24 protein-coding genes are annotated in these 24,457 nt (G+C 36.6%); 17 read left to right on the top strand and 7 right to left on the bottom strand.

The window, feature by feature from the left end; genetic code table 11:
* Positions 1 to 117: 117 nt before the first annotated feature.
* The 5 genes from MKX29_RS04630 (at position 118) to MKX29_RS04610 (ending at position 3,885) form a co-directional block, all read left to right on the top strand.
* Positions 118 to 1,785 (top strand): FAD-binding dehydrogenase, encoded by a 1,668-nt coding sequence (locus tag MKX29_RS04630; RefSeq protein WP_341104274.1) that lies wholly within the window; start codon positions 118 to 120, stop codon positions 1,783 to 1,785.
* 12 nt (positions 1,786 to 1,797) lie between these two features.
* Positions 1,798 to 2,289 (top strand): GNAT family N-acetyltransferase, encoded by a 492-nt coding sequence (locus MKX29_RS04625; RefSeq protein WP_341104272.1) that lies wholly within the window; start codon positions 1,798 to 1,800, stop codon positions 2,287 to 2,289.
* 452 nt (positions 2,290 to 2,741) lie between these two features.
* Positions 2,742 to 3,374 (top strand): HNH endonuclease family protein, encoded by a 633-nt coding sequence (locus MKX29_RS04620; protein WP_341104270.1) that lies wholly within the window; start codon positions 2,742 to 2,744, stop codon positions 3,372 to 3,374.
* A 33-nt stretch (positions 3,375 to 3,407) separates the two neighbouring features.
* Positions 3,408 to 3,650, top strand: coding sequence for a hypothetical protein (locus tag MKX29_RS04615; RefSeq protein WP_224934545.1), 243 nt, complete (start codon positions 3,408 to 3,410; stop codon positions 3,648 to 3,650).
* 112 nt (positions 3,651 to 3,762) lie between these two features.
* A complete protein-coding gene (locus MKX29_RS04610) occupies positions 3,763 to 3,885 on the top strand; it encodes a hypothetical protein (protein WP_341104267.1) in 123 nt (40 codons plus the stop codon).
* 935 nt (positions 3,886 to 4,820) lie between these two features.
* Here the strand turns inward: MKX29_RS04610 and MKX29_RS04605 are convergent.
* The 3 genes from MKX29_RS04605 to MKX29_RS04595 all read right to left on the bottom strand — a co-directional run bounded on the left by MKX29_RS04605 (position 4,821) and on the right by MKX29_RS04595 (position 7,369).
* A complete protein-coding gene (locus MKX29_RS04605; protein WP_341104265.1) occupies positions 4,821 to 5,945 on the bottom strand; it encodes an MFS transporter in 1,125 nt (374 codons plus the stop codon).
* 67 nt (positions 5,946 to 6,012) lie between these two features.
* A complete protein-coding gene (locus tag MKX29_RS04600) occupies positions 6,013 to 6,543 on the bottom strand; it encodes a TetR/AcrR family transcriptional regulator (RefSeq protein ID WP_341104263.1) in 531 nt (176 codons plus the stop codon).
* A gap of 412 nt (positions 6,544 to 6,955) precedes the next feature.
* A complete protein-coding gene (locus MKX29_RS04595) occupies positions 6,956 to 7,369 on the bottom strand; it encodes a VOC family protein (RefSeq protein WP_341104261.1) in 414 nt (137 codons plus the stop codon).
* 176 nt (positions 7,370 to 7,545) lie between these two features.
* Here MKX29_RS04595 and MKX29_RS04590 point away from each other — a divergent pair, with 176 nt between their 5' ends.
* Positions 7,546 to 8,070 carry a dihydrofolate reductase family protein gene (locus MKX29_RS04590; RefSeq protein WP_445662691.1) on the top strand — a complete coding sequence of 175 codons (525 nt, stop codon included), beginning with the start codon at positions 7,546 to 7,548 and terminating at the stop codon, positions 8,068 to 8,070.
* Positions 8,071 to 8,081: 11 nt separating this feature from the next.
* Here the strand turns inward: MKX29_RS04590 and MKX29_RS04585 are convergent, their stop codons facing one another.
* Positions 8,082 to 8,483 (bottom strand): nuclear transport factor 2 family protein, encoded by a 402-nt coding sequence (locus tag MKX29_RS04585; RefSeq protein ID WP_341104256.1) that lies wholly within the window; start codon positions 8,481 to 8,483, stop codon positions 8,082 to 8,084.
* Positions 8,484 to 8,873: 390 nt separating this feature from the next.
* On the opposite strand from MKX29_RS04585, the gene MKX29_RS04580 reads away from it, so the two are divergent.
* From MKX29_RS04580 to MKX29_RS04570, 3 genes are all read left to right on the top strand, one after another.
* Positions 8,874 to 10,334 carry an Msr family ABC-F type ribosomal protection protein gene (locus MKX29_RS04580; RefSeq protein ID WP_341104254.1) on the top strand — a complete coding sequence of 487 codons (1,461 nt, stop codon included), beginning with the start codon at positions 8,874 to 8,876 and terminating at the stop codon, positions 10,332 to 10,334.
* Positions 10,335 to 10,347: 13 nt separating this feature from the next.
* Positions 10,348 to 11,265, top strand: a complete 918-nt coding sequence (locus MKX29_RS04575; RefSeq protein ID WP_251162744.1) for a macrolide 2'-phosphotransferase — start codon at positions 10,348 to 10,350, stop codon at positions 11,263 to 11,265.
* Positions 11,266 to 11,490: 225 nt separating this feature from the next.
* Complete coding sequence (locus tag MKX29_RS04570) at positions 11,491 to 12,447, top strand: hypothetical protein (protein WP_341104250.1); 957 nt, start codon at positions 11,491 to 11,493, stop codon at positions 12,445 to 12,447.
* 185 nt (positions 12,448 to 12,632) lie between these two features.
* Here MKX29_RS04570 and MKX29_RS04565 read toward each other — a convergent pair whose 3' ends face one another.
* The gene (locus MKX29_RS04565) at positions 12,633 to 13,337 is read right to left on the bottom strand and encodes a polysaccharide deacetylase family protein (protein ID WP_341104248.1); all 705 of its coding nucleotides are present in this window, start codon (positions 13,335 to 13,337) and stop codon (positions 12,633 to 12,635) included.
* 130 nt (positions 13,338 to 13,467) lie between these two features.
* On the opposite strand from MKX29_RS04565, the gene MKX29_RS04560 reads away from it, so the two are divergent.
* Positions 13,468 to 15,150: a YrzE family protein gene (locus MKX29_RS04560; RefSeq protein WP_251162741.1), complete on the top strand. Its 1,683-nt coding sequence runs from the start codon at positions 13,468 to 13,470 to the stop codon at positions 15,148 to 15,150.
* Positions 15,151 to 15,539: 389 nt separating this feature from the next.
* On the top strand, positions 15,540 to 16,301 hold the full coding sequence (locus tag MKX29_RS04555; RefSeq protein WP_224934569.1) for a TerC family protein: 762 nt from the start codon (positions 15,540 to 15,542) through the stop codon (positions 16,299 to 16,301).
* 94 nt (positions 16,302 to 16,395) lie between these two features.
* On the opposite strand, the gene MKX29_RS04550 is transcribed toward MKX29_RS04555, so the two are convergent.
* Both MKX29_RS04550 and MKX29_RS04545 read right to left on the bottom strand, forming a co-directional pair.
* Positions 16,396 to 18,099, bottom strand: coding sequence for a sensor histidine kinase (locus tag MKX29_RS04550; RefSeq protein ID WP_224934571.1), 1,704 nt, complete (start codon positions 18,097 to 18,099; stop codon positions 16,396 to 16,398).
* Positions 18,096 to 18,803 (bottom strand): response regulator transcription factor, encoded by a 708-nt coding sequence (locus MKX29_RS04545; protein WP_095370469.1) that lies wholly within the window; start codon positions 18,801 to 18,803, stop codon positions 18,096 to 18,098. The genes MKX29_RS04550 and MKX29_RS04545 overlap by 4 nt, the downstream gene beginning before the upstream one ends.
* Before the next feature lie 145 nt (positions 18,804 to 18,948).
* Between MKX29_RS04545 and MKX29_RS04540 the strand changes: the two genes are divergently transcribed.
* The 6 genes from MKX29_RS04540 (at position 18,949) to MKX29_RS04515 (ending at position 24,355) form a co-directional block, all read left to right on the top strand.
* Positions 18,949 to 19,626, top strand: coding sequence for an ABC transporter permease (locus MKX29_RS04540; protein WP_224934683.1), 678 nt, complete (start codon positions 18,949 to 18,951; stop codon positions 19,624 to 19,626).
* Positions 19,627 to 20,532: an ABC transporter ATP-binding protein gene (locus MKX29_RS04535; RefSeq protein ID WP_224934573.1), complete on the top strand. Its 906-nt coding sequence runs from the start codon at positions 19,627 to 19,629 to the stop codon at positions 20,530 to 20,532.
* Between the two features lie 240 nt (positions 20,533 to 20,772).
* Entirely contained in the window at positions 20,773 to 22,083 is a 1,311-nt protein-coding gene (locus tag MKX29_RS04530; protein WP_224934575.1) for an NtaA/DmoA family FMN-dependent monooxygenase, read from the top strand.
* Positions 22,084 to 22,098: 15 nt separating this feature from the next.
* Positions 22,099 to 23,082 carry an ABC transporter substrate-binding protein gene (locus MKX29_RS04525; RefSeq protein WP_341104239.1) on the top strand — a complete coding sequence of 328 codons (984 nt, stop codon included), beginning with the start codon at positions 22,099 to 22,101 and terminating at the stop codon, positions 23,080 to 23,082.
* A 287-nt stretch (positions 23,083 to 23,369) separates the two neighbouring features.
* On the top strand, positions 23,370 to 24,230 hold the full coding sequence (locus MKX29_RS04520; RefSeq protein WP_341104237.1) for a hypothetical protein: 861 nt from the start codon (positions 23,370 to 23,372) through the stop codon (positions 24,228 to 24,230).
* Positions 24,227 to 24,355: a hypothetical protein gene (locus tag MKX29_RS04515; protein ID WP_341104235.1), complete on the top strand. Its 129-nt coding sequence runs from the start codon at positions 24,227 to 24,229 to the stop codon at positions 24,353 to 24,355. Before MKX29_RS04520 ends, MKX29_RS04515 begins: the two co-directional genes overlap by 4 nt.
* The last annotated feature ends 102 nt before the right edge of the window (positions 24,356 to 24,457 follow it).

Below are 24,457 nucleotides of genomic sequence, written 5' to 3'. Positions count from 1 at the left end.
AAAGAGCGTATCCCGAGATAGATTTAAATGAAGTGAAACAAAAAAGTAAGTTAACCCGCCCTAAAAACAATAAACAGTCATGATAACTAAATAAATGGATGAATGGAGGAAAGGTCAATGGATTACGATGTGATTGTGGTTGGCGCAGGATTAGCAGGTTTGGTGGCAACGGCAGAAATGGCGGATGGTGGGAAGCGGGTATTACTTTTAGACCAAGAGCCAGAAGCATCCTTAGGTGGCCAAGCATGGTGGTCATTTGGAGGACTGTTTTTAGTCAATTCCCCTGAACAGCGTCGAATGGGAATACAGGATTCAAAGGAGTTAGCATGGCAAGATTGGCAGGGGACAGCTGGTTTTGATCGGATAGAAGATGAGGACTATTGGGGGTTGCAATGGGCTAAAGCTTATGTTGAATTTGCAGCGGGAGAAAAGCGGGCATGGTTACACAAGATGGGGGTTCGTTTTTTTCCAGTAGTCGGTTGGGCAGAGAGAGGGGGACAGTTAGCTGATGGCCCTGGTAACTCAGTACCTCGCTTTCATATTGTCTGGGGAACAGGTCCAGGCATTGTTGAGCCATTTGAACGCCGAGTACGAGAACATATGAAAAAAGGCTTGGTCCAATATCAACCGCGTCACCGTGTGGAGCAATTAATAACAGACGGTAGTATGATTGTTGGAGTAAGTGGCTCCGTATTAAAGTCTAGCCAAGCGAAACGTGGAGAAGGAAGTAATAGAGAAGTAGTTGGTCGCTTTAACTATGATACAAAAATCGTCTTAGTCGCTAGTGGAGGAATCGGTGCAAATATGGAGCTAATTCGTAAAAATTGGCCAAGTAGACTTGGAGAGCCACCTAAACAGATGATTTCTGGAGTTCCGGCACATGTGGATGGAAGGATGCTTTCGGTTACAGAGGCAGCAGGCGGAAGGATTGTGAACCGTGACCGCATGTGGCATTACACAGAGGGAATTAAGAATTGGCAGCCTGTATGGGAGAACCATGGGATTCGTATTCTTCCTGGACCATCTTCTATTTGGCTTGATGCAAATGGAAAACGATTTCAAGCACCTAACTATCCAGGTTTTGATACACTTAGTACACTTGAGGCAATTAAAAAAACAGGCTATGACTATTCTTGGTTTATTCTTTCTCATAAAATAATTGAAAAAGAGTTTGCCTTATCTGGTTCTGAACAAAATCCAGATTTAACGGGTAAAAGCATTAGTAAAGTGATTGGCAGAGCATTAAAAAGTGTACCAACGCCTGTTAAAGCATTTATGGATAAAGGGGAAGATTTTGTTATTGCTAGTCAACTAGGTGATCTTGTCACTGCAATGAATAAACTTTCTGGCAATGATTTGTTGCGGGTGGATGAAATTGGGAGACAAATTCAAGCAAGAGACCGTGAGATTGATCATACTTTTACAAAAGATTTGCAAGTGACAGCTATTAGAGGAGCAAGAAACTATCTGGGGGACAAGTTAATACGAGTGGCTAAGCCTCATAAAATTCTTGATCCAAAAAACGGCCCACTCATTGCCGTTCGTTTAAATCTCCTAAGTAGAAAAACACTAGGTGGTCTGCAAACCGATTTATCAGCAAGGGTGTTAAATGAAAAGGGCTCTCCTGTTCTTGGCTTATATGCAGCAGGAGAAGTAGCCGGCTTTGGTGGCGGTGGAGTGCATGGCTATCGCTCATTAGAGGGAACGTTTGTTGGTGGCTGTCTTTTTACAGGAAAAGTGGCAGGCCAAGCAATCGTTGCAGCATTAGATAAAGAAACGATATGAGGAGCTTATACGATGACTTATAGACTGACAAGACTTTCTAATGATGACGCAAAAGAACTGTTCAAATTTGAAAAAGTGAATAAACAATTTTTTGAGAAAAGTGTTCCACCTAGACCTGTAAGATATGAGATATATGAGCAGTTCCTACAAGTCTTAATAGGATTATTAGAGGAGCAAGCAGAAAATAAATCTTTATTCTATCTTATTAAAAATGAAACAGATGAAATTGTCGGTAGAATAAATATTGTAGATATAGACTGGCGAGAGAAAAAGGGTTATCTTGGCTATCGCATAGGTGAGGCATACACGGGGAAAGGGATAACGACTCATGCACTGCAAATTCTTCTCCAGCAAAATAAGGAAATCAATCACCTCTTGGCCAAAACAACGAAAGATAATATTTCCTCTCAAAAAGTATTAGAAAGAAATGACTTTGGCATGCAAGGAGTAGAGGGAAGTTTTATTTACTATCAGTGGGATCGGAAGTTGAATACAAGTTACTAGATGAGAGGGAAGATTACGGCACATGTTTGTGGAGAAATAGGAGTGAGGGCATTGGACAAAGAGGAATCAATGTTCTCAAAGGAGAAAGCGAAAATTAACAACTTTCAAGGGAGCATTCAGATATAGAGAATCCGAGAGCGATACACATAGAAGGAGTAATACCAATAGCAAAAAAATTTAACTCAAGTATGTTGTTCTTTTCCGGAAAATCACCTCTTTCAACTATAGTATGTAGAAAGTGACCTACTTAAAAAGTTTAATTAACAAAATATTAATAATATTGTAACTTCAATCTATGGTAATTATGATATACCATTAATAAGTAGGTACATAACTTATTTCAAAGTGATTTAATGCTTGCTGAAACTCATAGAAAGTCCTATCCAAGATTGGTATTAGCAGCTCTTATTAGAGTGTTGATATAGTCAGCCATTATAATGAGGAGGAATTCTATGTTGAAAAAGTCGTTGCTGTTCTCTTTGTCGTTTGTTTTATCATTGCTTGTTTTTCAGTATGATTTATTATTAGCTTCTGCTTTGCCTCCAGATTTGCCATCCAAATCTACTACCCAAGCCCAACTTAATTCTCTAAATGTACAAAGCGAAGAATCCATGAGTGGCTATAGTCGAGAAAAATTCCCTCACTGGATTAGTCAAGGGGATGGTTGTGATACAAGACAAGTGATCCTAAAGCGTGATGCCGACAATTATAGTGGTAATTGTCCAGTAACTTCAGGTAAATGGTATAGCTATTATGATGGCATCACTTTCAATGACCCCTCACAATTAGATGTTGACCATGTCGTTCCACTCGCAGAAGCATGGCGTTCTGGGGCAAGCAGTTGGTCAACTGCTAAAAGAGAGGACTTCGCCAATGACCTCAATGGACCACAGCTCATCGCAGTATCAGCCAGCTCAAATCGATCCAAAGGTGACCAAGATCCATCCACATGGCAACCACCTCGTGCAGGTGCAAATTGTGCTTATGCTAAAATGTGGATCAATACAAAATACAATTGGGGTTTGCATTTGCAGAGTTCTGAAAAAACAGCTCTTCAAGGAATGCTCAATAGTTGCTCCTATTAAACAATCAATCAACCAATGAAAGGAGTCAATTAAATGAATACAATCTCATCTGTGTTTAAGGCAACTCATGGTGTAATGACTAGTGAGGTTGGTGTCATCAGTGGGGATCTTGAATTACGAACGACATCTGACAAAGAAGGTAACCTCACTCTTGCGATTACCTATGTAGATGCGGAAGAATGGTACACACTTCCAGGGGGAAACTATCAGTTACATGACACTCGGGATCATGATGTGATACACCGAATGTTAATTGCAGTATTAAACAGGCAATAATCATAAATGTAATGTAATGTGGCGTTCTTGAGTGTGGAAGTCTGCGTGAAGGTATTCAAGCTTTAATTAAATTGACGCCGCCTAGGATATCACTAATAAAGAGTTTAGTATGATGGTCTACCCAATACCTAATGAACAGGCGAGATTGCTTGTGATGGAGAAGGCTCCTCATTATGAGTTAGCTGTCGAAGAAGAAAATAATTTGTTTGATATAACCTATTACCTTCATGGATAATAGGTTTTTTTACTAGAGGATGGCAGAAATAAACATAAGAGTAACATGACAAGAAGATGCCCAAGGAATGGCTAAAGTTCATGTCGATAGTTGGGAAACAACAGAGAGCGCTTAAGTGTTGTACAACGAAGGCAATCTTGACTCAATCATAGGTACAATAGTGAGAACTATACTGTAGCCTCTGAGAATGCGAGAGGAGAAATAATTGATTGTTTTTGCAGATGGTTGGTTATAAACGGACATTCAATCAGTAGATTATTCTGATCGCCTTACTTTTCCTTTTTATTGGAGGATTATACAGAAAAAAGGATAGTTATTGCTTATAGAAGTGTTTTTGTAGATGTTCTAAAAGGAAATGAATAAAAAATAGTTCCTCTTCGATGAAAGGATTATTATAGCACCCTAGTATTCTCAGGAATTGTATAATCATTCATTATATATGCATGTGGAAGTTAGTTGATTGATTTGTTAACGTTATCTTAACATTGTCTTATAAATGTAATTTCAAGTAAAAGTTGAATATGTTACTGTATAAAGAGGAAATTAAAATATACAGTTATACAGTATAAATATTAATAAATAAGAATAGGTGGGGGAAACAACAAAGAGTATGCATACGATAAAAATAACCAATCACAGAGAACAATTAGTTGAGTGTATAGAATACGAGCAGAAGAAAGATTTTCATAGAGTCTTAGAGCAATTTAAAAATAACCCGATTTATAAGGAATGCTTATTGGAAGAATCTAAAGGACAAAAGGTAGCGAGTTTAAAAGTGAATTCTTTGAATGGTCACATTCATTCTATAAGCAACTCTGAAATTAAATGAAAGTTCTGAACAGAGAATAAGCATCAGTTATTGTTTGAGGAAACAATAACTGATGCTTATTCTTTATTTGTGTAGCGGTGATTAGCTATGAAAAGGCAAATCCTGTTCATGACGTTGACTTCTTCTTCGTTGTGACAAACAAAGCGACTAAGCAAAAGGCGGCAAATATGTTGAAACTAAAAGGATAGGAAGTCATTTCAATGGATATACCGGCGAGATAGGAACCTAATGATTGCCCGATTCCCAGTGCGAAAAAGGATAAACTTACTCCTAAAGCTGGCAAAACGGGAAAAATTCTTGTGGCCCAGACAATACATAGTCCCGTGAGGAAAACATAAGTACTGCCAAATAGACCAGCTGAAAGGTAAATAGCCACAGCGCTTGGAATTGTTAATAGAAAGATAGACGTGGCTAGTAAAAAGACAAGTAATCGGTAAGACAGGGACAATCCCAGTTTTTGAATAAAGTTTCCTGAAACGCCTCCGAGTATGCCAGCCAATCCTATGATAATCCAGAATATCACACTTTCATTGATTCCTAGTCCATAGCTTGAAGTTATGAAGCTTCTTGAAAAAGTCCAGTAAATTGAAGAACTTCCGCCGATTAAAAGGGAAGCAACTAATAAATATTTAGCTGTTTTTATAGCAGATAGATATTTAATATTGTTATCTGATACCGATTCCTTTTTCTCATCAGGAGGAAGAGAAAAAAGATTCCAAATCAATACAAGAGCAGCAATAACAGCAAAGAGTAAGTAAGCTAACCGCCAATGATCAGTCAATAAAATAACGATGGGTCCGGTCAAAATAATACCAAAGCTGGTTCCACTATTAATCCACGTGTTTCCTTGGTCGAGTTTTTCTTTTGATAAAGTGTTTTGTACCATTTGACTTAATGCTGGAGAAGCTAATCCACTACCTAAACCAGCTATAAATAGACTGATATATAAGTATAAAATAGATGGCGCACTAGCCATCCCTAGTAGTCCAAAAACGGCTGTACAACCAGCAAAGAGAGTCACTTTCCGGTAGCCAAAATGTTTAATCAATAAGGCTGAAAGTAATAAAGCAAGTGCATAGGCGATAAATGCAATGGAACTCCCTAGCCCAGCTTCACCTTCACTCATGCCCAATGTATTCGAGATATTTGGGAGAAATAAGCCATAACTTAAGCGGGCAAGTGCATATGTGATAGCAATCATTGCTAATCCAGGTAGTATTACTTTTCTCATGTTTATTCACCTCATTCAAATAGATATAACGTTCATTATATTTTTTTGAAATAAAGAGCGAGACCCTTTATTCCGAAAACAAACTTGATACTGAATGATGAAATTCTGTTGCTACAGTCTCTATAGCAAATACTTCTGCCAAAGCGGTAGCTCCTTCAAATAACAATTCAAGCCTTAGTGCCTCGTTGCTATTCAATCCTTTACTTGTGAAAAAATCAATGAGCCGTCTTTTATGTTGTTCAGTAAAACCGACAATCTCACCATTAAATGAAGGTTCTAAAGAATACTCCTCTCTAGCCCGCAGAAACATACAACCATTTGAGCCGTTTATTCTTAACCAATTGATGTGTGCCTCGGCTAATCGAATAGCTAAGTTGCCCTGATTGGATATGGCATTTTCTAAAATGTCAAAATATCTTTCTTCTCTTCTACGTAACACTTCTAAAATAAGAACTTCTTTCGATGCAAAGTGGTTGTACATTGTCATAAGAGCCACATTAGATTCTTTAATAATTTGTTTTAAGCCAACTGTATGAAAGCCGTGCTGATCAAATAATTTCTCCGATTTTTCAAGTAATTGCTCTTTCTTTTTACTCATTTACCCACACATCCTTTAGATATAACGTTCATTATATAAATAGTAAACCATTAAAAGGGGTTTTTCAATTAAGCTAATTTTTTTGGATAAAGGAGGCTGGGACATAACCAAATGAGCTAAACTCAAATACGAACAATAAAAAATTATGGTCTAAAAAACATTATTTACAAAACAAATCCGTTCTATTGCGCTCTCGTACACTCGCTTTCCGCGTGGAGGGGCTGAGCCTTCTCGGGGTCTCAAGCTCCCCCTCTTTTTCCCGCAGGAGTCGAGTGTCTTCCGCTCCGGTCCACTATTTACTTCATATAAAAAGATAAATTACAAAAAACCCGAATGATTAGCTGTTAGATATACCTAATCATTCGATATAAATCCTTAGCTAGCATACTTATATCCTGACCACTTTTCCTTCTCACTTTTCTTGCATTCTTTTAACATTCTCTGAATGATACGGTGAATCTTTTACTTCATTTACTACACTAAATGGATTACCGTCTATATCGAAAAAATCGAAGAACGCCATCTCTCCCATATGTTGAATATCAGTCGTTATTACTCCATTATTATTAAAATACTGATGAGCTGTTACGATGTTATCCACGACAAAATTATAATAGGCGTTTTTTTGTTTATCTTGTATAGTGAATTCCGTCGGTTGTGGACGATTCACTTTGATTAAAGCTAACTGAGTTGACCCAGTAGGTAAATAAAATCCCGCGCCATCTTCCCAAACATCAATTTTCGTCGCACCTAAGTATTTTTCGTACCAGGAAGAAGATTTTTCAATATCTGACACAGGAATAAAAATGCTACCGACTTTAAACATAGGTTTCCTCCTTAAAAAATTGGTTTCCTTATAATAATAATATAAAAAGTGTAATATTTTAAATTTTTAAATATCAATGGATTTAAATATGTATGATTATCTATTCGGTGTAGATGATATAAATGAAGATGTATGTTAAAATATACGAACAATTGTTCTTTTTTGGGAGGGTTATGATGAGAAAAGTAGTACTATATATTGCTCAAAGTTTAGATGGTTATATCGCAACAAAAGACGATTCGCTAGAGTGGTTATTTAGTGTGGAGTCAGAAGGAGATAATGGCTACGGTGAGTTTATCAACGGTGTGGATACAATCTTAATAGGAAAGCGTACATATGATTGGGTAATGGAACAAGAGAAGGGGGATTTTCCATACAAGGATAAGGAATGTTTTGTGTTTTCCCGATCAGTAAATGAAGATACGGAATATGTGAAATTTATTCATCCAGATATTAAAGCATTTACCAATCATTTGAAAAATGGTGAGGGAAAAAGCATATGGCTAATCGGTGGGGGTGACTTACTCTATACATTCTTACAGGAAAATCTTGTAGATGAAATGATTGTTACTGTTGCACCAAGAATCATTGGTGAGGGCATTCCCCTTTTTAAGACAGGTGATTATCAATTCAATCTTTCTTTAAAAAGCACGAGAACCTTTAATCAATTTGTTGAATTACATTATGTAGTGAAAAGGTAATGTTTCGAGAATTAATGTCCTGTCAAAATCAAATCGTGTTTAATTAAAAAGGTTTTGACAGCATTCATTGTATTTTTTCCGGCACTAATGAAGGTAATGATATGGCAAAAAGAAAATGTTGAACCATCTGACATAGTATAAGTCCCATCCGCTGACGCTAGTTTTCCATGGGTGATAATTCGCTCAATATGTAGAGATAAAACATGATTATTTTCAGTGTTAGCAAAGAAATGAAATAGGCTCTCTTTGCCAATGATTGACTGATGGTTCACCCGTTGCCATTGGATATCCTCTGACAAATAGTGAGAAACTTGGGAGGGATCCTTACGAGCAAAAGCATGTATCATTTCTTTAATCGTCTCTTTTTTTGGTGCATTGCTACAATCTTTTGGGTAAGTAAAGGTAAAGTCCATTATACTTTCACTCCTTTTTATTCATCTTACCGGATTTTTTGCCTGATTGACAAATCTATGGAGAACATAATATAGTTATTATTAATAAAAGAAGGGAGGATCATTAAAAATGACTGCAAGTATGAGATTACGCCACGTTACTTTGAACAGCTAATTGAATAATGTTCAAAGGCTCTGTTTTCATAAACAGGGTAAACGGGAGTAGTCTGCACATTTTTAATGGTTTTCATCGTGATAATTTCGAACAGAAAACGCAGATTGTCTGTGTTTTTTTGTTATTTCTAAAACAAATACCACCATATACGTTTACCCTAAACACAGACAACCGAGCGCGTCTGTGTTTTTTTATGATCACATTCCTTTAATCACTCAACTAAAGGAAGTGGAAACGTGGAACAATTAACATTAGAAATGAAAAGTATTGAGGTGACATATCTAGATCGTAATATTTTAGAGATTCCTTATTTATCAGTCTACCAGTATGATCGAATTGGGATTGTTGGGAAGAATGGTAGTGGTAAAACGACCCTATTAAAGCTTATGTATGGGGAGATCTATCCTTTAAAAGGAAGTGTGAGTAAACAGATTGACTTTGGTTACTTTGAGCAAAAAGAAGTGCCGGAAACGAGGCAAGCAGACGGTGAGTTATTATCAAGGTTATCCGTGCCAAATGAGGATGTGAATCATTTAAGTGGTGGTGAACAGACACGGTTAAAACTTGCTCAACTTTTTTCCACCTATTATGAAGGAATGCTTATCGACGAACCGACAACCCATCTGGATAGTGAAGGTATAGATTTTTTAATAGATCAGCTTATGTATTATTACGGTGCGCTTATTATTATTAGTCATGATAGATACTTGCTCGATCAATTGGTAACAAAAATATGGGAAGTTGAAGATGGAACGGTAACAGAATATGTGGGCAACTATTCTGACTATGAGTCACAGAAACAACTAGCCCACGAACAGCATATTCAAGCATTTGAACAATATAAGAAAGAAAAACAAAGATTAATTCAAGCAGCGGATGAAAAAATGAAGCAAGCAGAAAAAGTGAATCAAGCCAATCATTCAATGTCGAAAAAAGAGGCAAAAGCAAAAGCGAACCGAATGTTCATGACGAAATCAAAAGATACAAGTCAAAGGAATATTCATCGTCAGGCAAAGGCAATTGAACAAAGAATCACTCAGTTAGAGGTAAAGACACCGGAAGTTGATCGTATGCACTACTTCCCACAATCAAAAATTCTGCAAATGCATAATAAATACCCAATAATGGGAGATAGAGTCTCTTTATCTGTTGATGGCAAACGATTATTAACACATGCCAGTTTCCAATTCCCATTAGGAAAGATCATTGCCATTGACGGAAGGAATGGTTCCGGTAAAACGGTTTTACTCAAACATATTGTCTCCAATGGGGAAGGAATAGTTCTATCTCCTAATGTATCATTTGGTGTTTATCATCAGCATAATTATTTATTAGATGGTGTACAAACGGTTTTAGCATTTATGAATGAAAACAGTGTAAATGCTGAAAGTAAAGTTCGTACAGTCCTTCATTCTATGGGTTTTGAAGGGAATGACTTGCAGAAGTCGGTAATGACCTTAAGTGGTGGAGAATCAATCAGACTTATATTAAGTCAGCTATTTTTAGGAAGTGATAATGTACTCATCTTAGATGAACCAACCAATTTTCTAGATATAAAAGCCATACAAGCATTAGAAAGTTTTCTTCATGCATATGAAGGGACAGTACTGTTGGTAAGTCATGACCGAACTTTCGTGAAAAGAGTGGCGGATCATATATTTAAAATTGAAGAGCAACAAATAAAACAAGTGAAATAAAGGAGAGAAAAAAATGGATAAAAAAGAAGTGAAAAGACTAGCTGACAAACATGGATTAATGATTGATGAAGAAGAAATTAAAATAAATGAGTCAGGTATGGATTTCTTAGTTGCACATGTTGTGGATAAAAAAAATAATAAGTGGATATTACGTATACCACGCCGTGAAGATTCCATGACTCGTTCAAAACAGGAGCATGCGGTACTTGAAGTACTTTATAAACATACGAGCATTAAAGCACCGCATTGGAAGGTTTTCACGAATGATTGTATGGCCTACAAACAATTAGACGGTATACCAGCTGGCACAATCGATCATGAGATACAAAACTATGTTTGGAGCTTCGATAAGGAAAGTGATTTGACACGTTATCACACAACTTTAGGTGAAATACTGGCAGAACTTCACCGAACGCCGATTCGCTATGTGAAAGATACTGGTATTAAAATTTTTAATAGTTCCCAAGCAAAAGAGGAAATGAGTTCAAGAATGAATAAGGTAAAGGAAATTTACGGGGTAAGCGATGAACTTTGGAGACGTTGGCAGAAGTGGTTGGCGAATGATCGTCTATGGCCCAATCATACAGGATTGCTTCACGGTGACGTGCATCCAGGGCATATTCTTGTGAATAAAGAGAAAGAGGTAACAGGATTGATAGACTGGACTGAAGTAGCTGTCGGTGATGTATCTATAGACTTTACCTCTCATTATTTAATTTTTGGAGAAGAGGGGTTAGATGCAGTCATCTCAGCTTATGAAAAAGCGGGCGGAAGGACATGGCCATTTATGAAAGAGCATATCATCGAACTTGTCAGTGCAGCAGCCGTTGGAGTCGCTGAATTTGCTCAACTCTCTGGTTTGGAGGAAATGGAGAAGATGGCAAAAACGATGCTTGGTGTAGATGGGAATAATCATGAGAGCAGCAAATAAATCCTAGATATACTCAACAAGCGAGCAAAGATTGTGAAAAGATTTGCTCGTTTGTTTTTACTATCATTCGTTTTGAAATCTACAATCGTCATTTTGAAAACAGGGTGAAGCAATCATACGACAGTTATCCGTAGGTGATTCATAGTTGAACGTTAAGGATATTGAAGGTAATAGAAGAATAATGTCGAATCCCACATAGGAAGAACAGCAAATGGAGGTTTTCGGGTGACACATTTACTCTATCAACTCTGTATTCAGGGTGAGATCACACAAATCTATCAACAATTAATAGAAAAGGAGCAACGTACTTCAGAAGAGGAAGCCATGTTGAAAAGTTATCAACAGCGCTTCTTTCAGAAGAATGAACCTTTTCAACATGTTGATAAGTGGATAGCGTATGTAGTTAATTGTTATCAAAGCTATTTTATAGATGTTTTAACCAGGAGAAAAGATGTTTCCCAAGCGGAAAGTGAACTATTAATAGGTTTAGGTAAATCAACATCTAGCCAAGCGCAGTCGATGGAAGAAATAGAAGAAGAGCTGAGCCAACTATTTAAAGAGAAGGGCTATTCATTCGTCGGAGGAAGGACATTACCACATTATGGTCCATATATTTGGCAAACTACAGAAAGTAAAAAGGTAGATGTTGAACTTTTAAATGATATAGAAACGGTTCAAGTATTTTTCCTCGATGATTTTTTGATGCTGGGTTGGCTAGATTATGCCACTTTTGGAGAAATAGGAGCAGGTGGATGGGCATCTAAGGAAGGAATCTATTGTATACTTCCTCGCTATAGAGAATATTTAAATGAAGATCAGTTCCTCGTTTCTTTTTTAAAGCATGAAGCTCAACATTACAACGATTATAAACATTACCCGAATTTAAGCGGGTGGGAGCTGGAATATCGCGCAAAATTAATCGAGCTCATCTATTACAAAGACCATCGTTTGCTAGAAAGGTTAATCCATCAAGCCATAAATAATGATATTCCACATAACTATGCATCTTATCAAATCATGCAGCAGCTATCTACATACTTTTTTAGGAAAAATGAACAAAAAGATATGGATAAATGGTTGAATATACATTATAAGGAAATCTGTCAATATGGGAGAAAGCTATATTGTCAACATACAGATATGTTGAAAGGGTTAAGGACAGGAGGTAAGAACAGTCTTTAAAAAGTTAGCTTATTTTATTATTTTATTTAGCTGGGTTGTATTATTTAGTTATTTCTATAACCTTTTGATGCCAAAGAGCTGGCTTTATCTAGCCATTGGTATACCAGCCCTTTATTTTAGTACAAGTTTTTTCATAGATAGAATGAAAGGTGAAAAAAATTCTTGAAGCGAAAGTTTTATAAACTTTATTCTAATTCTTGTAGGTCATCGACAGTAACAAATCGATAGCCTTCTTCTGTTAAAGCTTTTAAAATTTCTTCGATCACTTGAAGTTCGTCACCAGATTGATCATACATTGGATGAAGGAGAATAATAGAACCAGGGTGGATTTCTTCTAATACATAGTCGATTTTTTCCTCTGGTGTAGTGAAAAAAGTATCAGGTTCAATATTCCATGTAATCGTTTCTTTTTCTTTTTGTTTGAGATAATAAGGTAAGAAAACTAATTTTTTGCCGTTTGGTGGTCTAAAGTCTATTTCGCCTTTATACCCCGCTTCATGGATGAGCGCATCGGTTTTATCAATTTCCTCTTTCATAAATGTCGGTGACTTGAAAATCATTCTTGCATGTGAAAATGTATGATTACCAACTTGATGATCAGCTTCAATAATTGCTTTCGTTTCTTCGGGAAACTTCTCTATATCTTGACCAATCAGAAAGAAAGTGGCCTTTGCATTGTATTGATGCAACAAGTGAAGAACCTGTTCCACATTTTTAGTTGGACCATCATCGAAAGTAAGGGCAACAACTTTTTCATCGGTTTCAATGCTATTTGTTATGTTTCCGAATAATTGATAGGATCTTGCATTCATTAATTCATAGCTACCGAATAAAAGCAGACAAAGTAACAGTAACGACAAAATGATTTTAAGGTATGTTTTTTTTCTCACATTACTATTTCCTCACATTTTAGATTTCATTAGTCTTGATTATAACAAAAAAATGAAAAAGGACTGAAACTATTTCTGTGTAGATTCGTATAACATAGTAGAACATTGCAATAACGAAAGGGGATACTCCATGGGAGAACTATTTATATTCTCACTCATAATCGCTGTGGTAAGCGCAGTTATTTTGTTTCCAGTCTTATCTTTATTTCAAAAGGGGGAAGAAAAGAAAAAAAGCCCTTCATTTAACGGGTTCCTTTTTATCTTCGTTCTCCTCTTTATTATTATCTTTAGTATTTATTATTTCACTAATTTAGATCGCAACATGAATGGTCTTGTTATCGGTTTAACAGTGTTAGCTGTACTAGGCGGTTTCTTTGCTAAAGGTATAGAACGTAAGGTTAAATTAGTATTAGGTTTAATAGGTATCATAGCTATCGCTTATATGTCTTTCGCATTTGTCTTTAATGCAGATAAAAAATTTGAAAAAGCACAAATGCAGGTCGAAGAAGAAATTGAAACATTTGATGAAAATGAGACACCAGCAAGTGTGCCGCCTGATTTTGCTCGTAATAAAATGAAGAAAGCTTTTGGGCAAGTGCCAAACACGAGCTATTATGAATTAGGGAGTTTACAAATACAAAAAGTAGATGGGCAATATGTGTATATTGCACCAGTTGAATTTTCCGGTTTCTTTAAATGGATACAAGGTGATACTACACCAGGATATTTTACTGTAAGTGCAACAGACTCTAGTGCCAATCCAAAGTTTATTAAATCGGAAATGGCTTATACACCATCTTCTTTCTTAAATAAAGATATTTATCGCCAAATTCGATTGCAATACCCTGATTATATTTTCTATGGTGATGTGCAATTAGAAATTGATGATGAGGGTAAGCCTTTTTATATTCGCACGTATGGTGAATTTATTAGCGCAAGAAACGGTTTTAATCCATTGGGGATAGTGATGGTTGACCCGTTAACAGGAGCTGCTAAGCAATATAAATTAAAAGATGTACCTGCTTTTATTGACGGAGCTGTTTCGCCGGAGACAGTTAGCTTGCATAATAGCTACTTCGGAAAATATGTGAATGGCTACTGGAATAGTTTATTTGGAAAATCTGATGTGAAGTTACCATCAGATGAAGGTACAGAAGCGAATGTGAGTCCTATTTTTGATGAAAAAGGCGATATGTATTATTTCACTGATTTCACCAGTCCGAAAGAGGGCGTTGACTCTATGCTAGGATATTCTTTGACGAATTCTAGAACAGGTGAAGCGACTTATTATACGGGTAATCTTGAAGAGTCTTATATGGATTCACAAGGGGCATTACAAATTATCGAAAAGAAATTCATTGAGAAAAAATGGTATGGTAAAATGCCAATACTATATAATTTCTATGGTGAAGCAAGCTGGTTAACACCGGTATTAGATACAAATGGCTTCTTGCAAAACTATTTTATCGTTTCAGCTGCTAACCCGGAAATTGCTGTTTATGCTAGTACACCAAATGATGCATTGAAGCAATATAAAACAGCTCTACAACGTGGAAGTGGAAGTGTTGAAGGAAGCTCTAGTGCAGAAGAAGTCCAATTAACAGGAAAAGTAGTTAGGGTATATAAAGAAAGAGTAGGAGAATCGACAAACGTATCCTTCCTTTTGGAAGATGGTAAGAATTTCATTGCCTCTACTGAAAACAATCCGCTAGCGATCTATTTGCAAGAAGATGATGAGGTAGAGATGACCTATTTAAATACAGGTGAAATGTTTTTACCTGTTAAAGAAATGACCATTAATGGATTAGAATAACAATGCTTTACTTAAAACGCGCACCATTCTGTTATGAAAACAGAATTTGGGTGCGTTTTTTATTGTTTTGATTTTTGGTAGCCATCTTTCATCTATTTAACCATTGCCTAACTATTTTTTACTCTTTCTTTTCTGAGGAGGGTATTTCACCCGTTAATTACTAAATTATTTTATGAATAACAAATTTATAGAGGATTAATAGGTTGAAATCGAGGAACTTAGGAAAAATAAGTATGCAGTAACTGCCTGAGACATTTTGCCGTTTAGGGGAGAGAACATGGGACTCCGCCCATCCTGAATATCTCGCTATGGGATTTCTTTGTTTTGCTACTGCTTCATCTGTGAACAAAATCTTGTTACGCAAATGCAAAAAAGGGGAGTCGAAAGGATTGGAATTGTTATTACCATATTTAGGTGTATTATTCGTTATTATCTGTCTTGAAGGATTACTTGCTGCTGATAATGCGGTCGTATTAGCATTAATGGTCAGTCATTTACCTGAGAAACAACGGAAAAAAGCCTTATTTTATGGCTTAGTTGGTGCAATGGTCCTTCGTTTCGGGTCATTATTTATTATTTCTTTCTTAGTGAACGTCTGGCAAGTTCAAGCATTAGGTGCGATATATTTATTAATCATGTCAATTAAAAATCTATATACTTGGTTGAGAATGAAAAAGAACAATCATTCTCAACAACAGGTAGAAATCATAGAAGACGCTACACAGAAAGAGTTCTGGTGGACTGTATTTAAAGTAGAATGTGCAGACTTAGTCTTTGCGATTGATTCTATTTTAGCTGCCGTTGCTTTAGGTGTAACCTTACCTGAAACAGATTGGGGTCATATTGGTGGACTGAACACAGGTCATTTCCTTGTTGTATTTATTGGTGGACTAATCGGTGTCCTTCTCATGCGTTTTGCTGCTAATATCTTTGTTGATTTACTTCATAAACGTCCGAACCTTGAGGGTGCCGCTTATCTGATTGTCGGTTGGGTAGGTGTGAAGCTACTCGTAATGGTCCTTTCACACGAAGCCATTGCTTGGTTACCTGAAGGATTTGCCCATTCAGCCCTTTGGCAAATCATATTTTATGGCATATTACTTGCGATCGCAGTAATAGGTTGGTTTTCTTCTAGTAAAAACCCAGCATGAGTTGTGTTTATAGAGGATGTTTTAAGTACATGCTAAAAAAGAAAAGCAGTGGATATAATGAAGTATTCATATCCACTAAGAAATTTGTTGTGTCTTAATTAATGGGAAGGATAATCCTCACTTTTGTCCCCATACCGACATCACTGTGTACTTTAATTGACCCTCCATGAAGTTTGACGAGTTGTTTAGTGATTGCCATTCCTAATCCGGTACCAGTAGAAGAATCAGTCGTATTTGTCCCACGATAGTAGCGATCAAACAGGTTATTTAATGTTTCATCGTCCATACCAATTCCATTATCCTCAATGGTAATGATGACCAATCTCTCTTCTAACGTCTGCGTCGTAATCGTTATAGTCGTTCCTTTTGGGTTGTATTTCACAGCATTCATAATGAGATTATCTAAAATTCTTTGGAACCATTTAGGATCGAGAGAAATAATCAATTGCTTTGTTTCTGATTGCAGATCAAAAGTATAGGCATACTCATCTTGCATATTCATTGTCTGAATAATTGTCCTACGTATCGTTTCGTTCAATTCTATTGATTCTTGTATAATAGGTAAACTGTTATTCTGTAAACGATAAGTTAAAGTTAGGTCTTCGATAAGCTCCATCATGTAATGGGATTTCTCATCGATTGTGTCAATGAAATGTTTTTTTTCATCTAGGCTCCATTGATATTGATCGGAATTTAACATTTTTGTGTAACCTACAATAGAAGAAAGCGGTGTTTTCAAGTCATGTGATAAGCCACTAATCCAGTCTTCTCTTGTTTTAGCTTGTTTTTTTCGCATTTTTTCATTTTCTTCTAGTTGGATGGTTACAGCAGAGAGTGTTTCCATTACTTCTTTATAAAGTCTATATTTATGCTTAATAACTCCAGACTTATGATAGAGCTTTTGTTGATGTCTAATATTTGTAGGAGACGTATATTGTTTATTCCCTAAATTTTCAATCCATTGGATCACTGTCGTTACAGGTGATGCGAACTTACGCGAATATAAAAATCCACTAATAATAAAAGTGAGTAATAAAGCGATTAGGAGAGCAATCAGTGGATATTTTAATTGATATATAAACGTTGTTGCTTCAACATCCTCTTTTATCGGATTAGGGACAGAGACAATGAGTGTCTTATTAGATTCCTGATTGGAAATACTCTTTGTCAAAAAGCTATTATTGTTACCTAATTGATAAAGTTCTTTAATAGACAGTCTCTGCTCATTGTTGAAGGTATTCAAGACTGTCCCATCCAGTGTAGATAAAAACACGGATCCATCTACACTCATTACTTCATGTTGAAGATCCCTTGGTAATTGCAATTCATCTGTTGTCCAGTTCATATGTGAGGCGATTTCATCAATGAGCTTCTCAGCTTCATTTCTTTGCCCAAACATGACAATGAGTGGCTGTTCACTATCATTATATAACTGCCAACTATAATATCGATCGTAATCCTCCTTATGATCTATCAAAGCTGAGAAGTTCATTTCTAACTCTTTAGGCGAGTATAAATGCTTTATTAGCTGCCCTTTATTATCAAATATTAATAACCATCCAGATTGCTTTTTTACTAGCTCTTTTAACTCTGATTGGATGGTGACATGCCCATTGTTTAGTTGTATTTGATCCTCTAAAAATAGTTCGTCAGCTTTACCAACATTCCCTTCAATCTCCGCCTTTGATAAATGATAACCAAAGAAAACAGTAAAGGTTAAAAGAATAAAAGAAATGAAGATAAAATAAAAAAACAACTGCAAAAGAAATTGAGTAATAAAACGTCGATGAATACTCATTTTGGGGTATCCCTACTAACAAACTTATAGCCAAGCCCTCGTACAGTCACAATCCATTTTGGATCACTAGGATTGTCTTCGATTTTCTCTCTTAACTTTCGAATATGAACCATTACCGTATTATCTTCTCCTAAGTAAGGCTCCCCCCAAACTTGCTCATAAAGCTGTCCTTTACTGAATAGTTGATTAGGGTGCTTACATAAGAAAACGAGTAATTGGAATAATTGAGCTGAGAGATCGATTTTTGTCTTGTTCTTATATACTTCACCTGAATGAATGTTGATCTCAAGGGAGCCAAAGTTGAATTGCTTTAATTTTTTTGATGGTAAATGAGTTTGTTGTCTACGTAAATGGGCAAGTATCCGTGCCACGACTTCAAGTGGATTAAAGGGCTTAGTAATATAATCATCAGCGCCTAAGGCAAAACCCGATAACTTATCTAGATCGGATGCTCTCGCCGTTAGAAAAAAAATGGGTGCATTAGTGATCGCACGTATACTTGGACAGATGTCAAAACCACTTTTACATGGAAGCATCACATCTAAAAGGATTAAATCATACTCGTTATTTTCACATAATGATAAAGCATCTTCTGCTGTGCCAGTCGTATGTATATGGTTAAAGCCTTCTTTTTTTAAAATCGTCACTAACATCGTACAGATTGACTGTTCATCGTCTACTATTAATAGTCTGCTATCATACAATTTCTATCATCCCCTAGCTAGTATTCCGCATATATCATATCATTTTTAAGAGGCGATTGTGGAAATTTAAGGTAGAATTAAGGTGATGTTACTCATTAGGTAAGGTGAGTCTATTATAGTAGTTCGTAAGGAGGGAATAACATTGATGGCAATTACAAAGAAGGAATTCTTTCAATTATTCAAAAGTGTGAAATCGATTATTATGATTGTTGTTCTTTTAGTCAGTTCTTATTATTTTGCAAAGTATACGGAGCAATTAGTACCAATTCTGGAGTTAGAACAAACTTCAAGTTGGTATGCGGGTGGTCTACTAATAATCTTGCTACTTTTTGGTCCATTATTCGTGATGTCATTATCACATGATGTCTTAAATCGAGAATTGAGTGAGCGTACGATGCGCTTTCTTGTCACGAAGACATCCAAAGCAAATATTCTGTTTGGTAAATTTTTAGGAGTATGGATTTTTTGGTTTGTCTGTTTTACTGTCTGTTATGTAATAACGTTGTTTTATTCTAAGTCATTTGATGGGCGATTATTTTTGGAAACAGTAAGTTTATTAACTTACCTTGTCGTTATTACATTATTGTTATCAAGTGTCATTAAGAGTCCACAATATACAATGTTTATTGGTGTGATTTTTGGGATGGCCTTTTCAATCTTTCAAATGGTTATATTAGAATCTACAGCATGGTATAGCTATCTAAAATATTTGATGCCGCTATTCTATATGCAAGACGAAGATTTTAAGTTTCTTATCGTTTTTTTACAAGCTGCTGTTATGTATAGTATGACTTATTTTATTTTTAAAAGGACGGATTGTTAAATGAATGTGATAGAAACGAGAGATATAGTAAAGCGCTTTGGTAAAGTCGATATTGTAAAAGGGATAAACTTAAAAGTAGAAGAAGGAGAGGTTTTCGGTTTTCTTGGTAGAAATGGGGCAGGAAAATCTACTTTTATAAATATATTAACAGGTATTCTTCGACCAACTTCTGGCTCATTTAGTATTCTAGGAGAAAAGGTACCAAATGAAGAAGTGAAAAAAAGAATCGGAGTATTGCCTGACTATACGGCATTCTATCATCATATGAATGCAATTGCTCATTTAAAATATTTTGCCAATATTTCTGGAAAAAAAGTGACGACTGCAGAATGTTTACGTGTCTTAAAATGGGTTGGACTTGGTTTAGATGCGAATAAAAGAGTGGGTAAATACTCATTTGGGATGAAGAAAAAACTAGGGATAGCTCAAGCGATTATTCATGATCCGGAAGTATTATTTTTAGACGAACCAACCTCGGGATTAGATGTTGAATCTGCGATAGAAATTCAACAATTAATCATTAAGTTAAAGGAAATGGGGAAAACGATATTTTTAACTTCACATAATTTATATGAAGTTGAAAAGCTCTGTAACAGAATTGGAATTATGAAAGATGGCAAGCTACAGAAACTTGGTACAATTGCTGAACTTAAAGCGTATTACCGGTCGAAGCTGATTGTGACAATGAAACATTCAATTTTTCCGCAAGATCAAGAACATACGGTCATCCAATGGTTAAATAATATGAGTGAAGAGATACAACGAGAAGATGAGAAAACAATAATAACTTTAGAAAAGGAGGAACAAATTGCTCAAATTGTAAGAGCTTTTAACCAATATAAAATTGATATTTTTCGTATTGAGGTAGATGAGCCTAGCCTTGAGGAAGTATTCTTAGAAGGATAGACCAGATTTTAAGTATCATAAAGGTAGCCTATAAAACCATTCTTGGTTCGGGCTACCTTTTATTTTTTACATTTGAGCTAAAGAAAAAATTAACAAATAATTTCAAAATAACACTAGATTTTTTTTTCATTCCATCCTATAATGAAAATGATTCTCATTATCAAACTAAATCTCTGAATGAAAATCGTTTTTTTATATGAGAATGTTAGTAGCAGCAACTGCAGGGAAGGTTGAATAGTAATGAGTGAGAAGCACCTTTGTATAGGTTTATCATTATCACCTACTTGGTTAAATGGCTGGGGTTGGCGCAAAAAAGATAGTAGTGCAGAACGTATATTTTCTGCTGATTTTTACATAGATCTGACGAAAAAGGCAGAAGAAGCAAAGTTGGACTTTGTATTCAAACCAGATGCATTATTTTTGCATCCAGAAAGAGTCAATGTTTCACCAGCGATGGGAGGATTAGATCCGACATTGTTGATGACAATGCTGGCAGAGCACACAAGTCAGATTGGATTAGTCACAACTGTTTCGACTACTTTTAACCCACCATACGTGATTGCAAGGCAATTACAGACACTTCATCGATTAAGTGAAGGAAGAGCAGGGTGGAACATTGTCACTTCCATTGAAGGTGGAGATAATTTTGGCCATAAGAATATGCCTTCTTCAGAGGAAAGATATAATCGTGCGAAAGAGAGCGTAGATGTTATTCGTAGGTTGTGGAGGAGTTACCCTGCTGAAGCTTTATTAGTTGATCGGGATGAAGGAATATTTGCTGATAAGGATAAAATTCATCCAATTGATTATCAAGGTGATTTCTATGATGTGAGAGGACCACTGAATTTACCTGCTCACCTTGCTGGAGAATTACCATTATTTCAAGCAGGTGCTTCTGATACTGGGCGTGAGTTTGCTTCTGGTGTGGCATCAGGAATTTTTGCTGCCACACCTACAATCGAATCAGCGATAAGTTATCGTCAAGATTTGCGCAATCGTGCAAAGTCAAAAGGTAGAAAAGCTGATGAGATTGTTGTATTACCAGGATTATCACTTTTCTTAGGAAATACAACTGCTGAAGCAAATGCGCTTTATCGTGCTGCTTTTGCACATCTGAGTCAGGAGCAACAATTGGCAATGGTTCGGCGTATACTTGGCTTGGATTTGAGTGGATTTGCTAAAGAAGACAAAGTAACTGCAGCACACATACCGCATAATAATCTTCAAGTGTATAGCAAAACACATGCAGAACTGTTAAAAGATTATATTATTCAAAATGAACCAACAGTTCAGCAATTACTATCAAGACCAGAGGTTATCAGTTCGGCTCATTGGATAATCATCGGCACAGTCGAGGAGGCTGCACAGCAGATTGAATACTGGCTGGATAAAGGAGCAATGGATGGTTTTATTGCTTTACCAGGTGGTTCAATAAGGTCACTACAACTATTTTTCGATAAGCTGCTACCATTACTTGTAGAAAAAGGATTGTTCAGAGAAGAGTATGAAAGTAATACATTTATAACAAATCTAACAAAGAAGAAGAACTAGAAGGAGAGAATAATAGTGAATAGAAAGTGGATGTTAGCTAGTTTAATGATGTTCATCATGTTAGTATTAGCCGCTTGTGGTGGAGGTAGTAGTGAAGAGTCAAATGCTTCGAACAAAGAGGAAGATGATGCAAAAACCGAAGAAAACAGTGAAGATGGTACAAAAACCATTGAGTACTTAGGTAAATCATACGAAATCCCTGCTAATGCAGAGCGAATCGTAATCACTGGTGCCATGGAAGCAATGGAAGATGCGTTAGCATTAGATGTACATCCAGTGGGTGCGATTTCAGTTGGAGGAGAATTTCCTGAAATTTATACTTCTATCACAGATAAAGCTGAATCTATCGGTGAAAAAAGACAACCGAACTTTGAAAAAGTGCTTGAGTTACAACCAGATGTTATTTTAGCAACATCTAAATTTCCTGCAGATGTAACAGAGAAATTAGAGAAAATTGCTACGACTATTCCTGTTTCTTATATCTCTACTGATTGGGAAGCAAACTTAAAGTTAATGGGTGAGATTTCTGGAAAAGAAGATAAAGCAGAAGAAGTATTAAATGCATATAAAGAAGATGTAGAAACTGCAAAAGCATCTATTGCTGGAGAATTAGAAGGTAAAAAAGTAGCAGCTGTACGTATCCGCGCAGGTCAAGTATTTGTTTATCCACAAGATGTATTCGTCAATCCTGTTTTATATAGTGAATTAGGATTAGAAGTACCAGCAGAGATTGAAGCAGCAGAGAACCAAGCTCAACTTTCAATGGAGCAGTTAGCAGATATGAATCCAGACCACCTATTCATCCAATTTGCTGAAAGTGAAAATGCCGAGGCGAAAAACGCTTTAGAAGATTTACAAAACGATCCAATTGTGAAAAACATTACGGCATTTAAAGAAGATCAAGTATATGTAAATACAATTGATCCACTATTAGAAGGCGGCCCTGCAAATAGCCGTGTTGAATTTTTAAAAGCATTACAAGAGGATTTATCAAAATAATATCGCAGGATTAAGGAATATCATCAAAAGATGATAGTACTCTAGCGGTTATTGTCCCATATACACACCATCCATATTTTTTCGCTCTCGCCTATGGACCCCCTTTCCGACGTGCTGAGCTATATATCCATTATGGACAATAATTGACTAGATCACCTTTTTCTATATAGAATTTCGAGACCACCCAAAATATTGGGTGGTCTCATTTGTCCTCGCAGTATTTAATCATTTTCTAAAAAGAAGGCGTGTTAGCAAGTCATTCAGAAAGAAAGCCGGAGATGAGCGCTTTGCAAAAGATGTTAGCAAGTCACTCAAAAAGAAATCCGGGGATGAGCGCTTTGCAAAGGATGTTAGCAAGTCACTCAGAAAGGAAACAGGGAATGAGTGCCTCGCAAAAGATGTTTGCAAGTCACTCAGCAAGAAACCCGGGAATGAGCGCTTCGCAAAAAGTGTTAGTAAGTCACACAGAAAGAAACCCTGGGATGAGCGCCGCGCAAAAGATGTTTGCAGGTCACTCAGAAAGGAAACCGGAGATGAGCGCTTCGCAAAAAGTGTTAGCAAATCACTCAGTAAGAAAGCCGGAGATGAGCGCCGCGCAAAAGATGTTAGCAAGTCACTCAGAAAGGAAGCCGGGAATGAGCGCTTCGCAAAAGATGTTAGCAGGTCACTCAGAAAGAAACCCGGAGATGAGCGCCTCGCAAAAGATGTTTGCAGGTCACTCAGCAAGAAACCCGGGAATGAGCGCTTCGCAAAAAGTGTTAGTAAGTCACTCAGAAAGAAACCTGGAGATGAGCGCCGCGCAAATGATGTTAGCAAGTCACTCAGAAAGAAACCTGGAGATGAGCGCTTCGCAAAAAGTGTTAGCAAATCACTCAGTAAGAAAGCCGGAGATGAGCGCCGCGCAAAAGATGTTAGCAAGTCACTCAGCAAGAAACCCTGGGATGAGCGCTTCGCAAAAGATGTTAGCAAGTCACTCAGCAAGAAACCCTGGGATGAGCGCCTCGCAAAAGGTGTTTGCAGGTCACTCAGAAAGGAAGCCGGGAATGAGCGCTTCGCAAAAGATGTTAGCAAGTCACTCAGAAAGGAAACAGGGAATGAGTGCCTCGCAAAAGATGTTAGCAAGTCACTCAGCAAGAACCCGGGAATGAGCGCTTCGCAAAAAGTGTTAGCAAGTCACTCAGCAAGAAACCCGGAGATGAGCGCCTCGCAAAAGATGTTAGCAAGTCATTCAGAAAGAAACCCTGAGATGTCCGCCTCGCAAAAGGTAATCTGAGTATAATTTTTATCTTTGGAGCAAGTTCGAAATAAAGGAAGCCCGTAATTAATAGTTTCTTACTATAGAAAAATTATATAATGATATTAATTTGTTATTCCT

The sequence above is a fragment of the Cytobacillus sp. FSL R7-0696 genome, assembly GCF_038006865.1.
Lineage (GTDB): Bacteria > Bacillota > Bacilli > Bacillales > Cytobacillaceae > Cytobacillus > Cytobacillus kochii.
This window is presented reverse-complemented; position numbering and strand designations above follow the sequence as displayed.

Coding starts and splice junctions, on each gene's coding strand:
- MKX29_RS04575 (WP_251162744.1), top strand. CDS start 10,348: ATGGATAAAAAAGAAGTGAAAAGACTAGCTGACAAACATGGATTAATG.
- MKX29_RS04620 (WP_341104270.1), top strand. CDS start 2,742: ATGTTGAAAAAGTCGTTGCTGTTCTCTTTGTCGTTTGTTTTATCATTG.
- MKX29_RS04535 (WP_224934573.1), top strand. CDS start 19,627: ATGAATGTGATAGAAACGAGAGATATAGTAAAGCGCTTTGGTAAAGTC.
- MKX29_RS04630 (WP_341104274.1), top strand. CDS start 118: ATGGATTACGATGTGATTGTGGTTGGCGCAGGATTAGCAGGTTTGGTG.
- MKX29_RS04540 (WP_224934683.1), top strand. CDS start 18,949: ATGGCAATTACAAAGAAGGAATTCTTTCAATTATTCAAAAGTGTGAAA.
- MKX29_RS04585 (WP_341104256.1), bottom strand. CDS start 8,483: ATGGACTTTACCTTTACTTACCCAAAAGATTGTAGCAATGCACCAAAA.
- MKX29_RS04600 (WP_341104263.1), bottom strand. CDS start 6,543: ATGAGTAAAAAGAAAGAGCAATTACTTGAAAAATCGGAGAAATTATTT.
- MKX29_RS04625 (WP_341104272.1), top strand. CDS start 1,798: ATGACTTATAGACTGACAAGACTTTCTAATGATGACGCAAAAGAACTG.
- MKX29_RS04550 (WP_224934571.1), bottom strand. CDS start 18,099: ATGAGTATTCATCGACGTTTTATTACTCAATTTCTTTTGCAGTTGTTT.
- MKX29_RS04615 (WP_224934545.1), top strand. CDS start 3,408: ATGAATACAATCTCATCTGTGTTTAAGGCAACTCATGGTGTAATGACT.
- MKX29_RS04595 (WP_341104261.1), bottom strand. CDS start 7,369: ATGTTTAAAGTCGGTAGCATTTTTATTCCTGTGTCAGATATTGAAAAA.
- MKX29_RS04605 (WP_341104265.1), bottom strand. CDS start 5,945: ATGAGAAAAGTAATACTACCTGGATTAGCAATGATTGCTATCACATAT.
- MKX29_RS04560 (WP_251162741.1), top strand. CDS start 13,468: ATGGGAGAACTATTTATATTCTCACTCATAATCGCTGTGGTAAGCGCA.
- MKX29_RS04610 (WP_341104267.1), top strand. CDS start 3,763: ATGGTCTACCCAATACCTAATGAACAGGCGAGATTGCTTGTGATGGAG.
- MKX29_RS04590 (WP_445662691.1), top strand. CDS start 7,546: ATGAGAAAAGTAGTACTATATATTGCTCAAAGTTTAGATGGTTATATC.
- MKX29_RS04530 (WP_224934575.1), top strand. CDS start 20,773: ATGAGTGAGAAGCACCTTTGTATAGGTTTATCATTATCACCTACTTGG.
- MKX29_RS04515 (WP_341104235.1), top strand. CDS start 24,227: ATGAGCGCTTCGCAAAAAGTGTTAGCAAGTCACTCAGCAAGAAACCCG.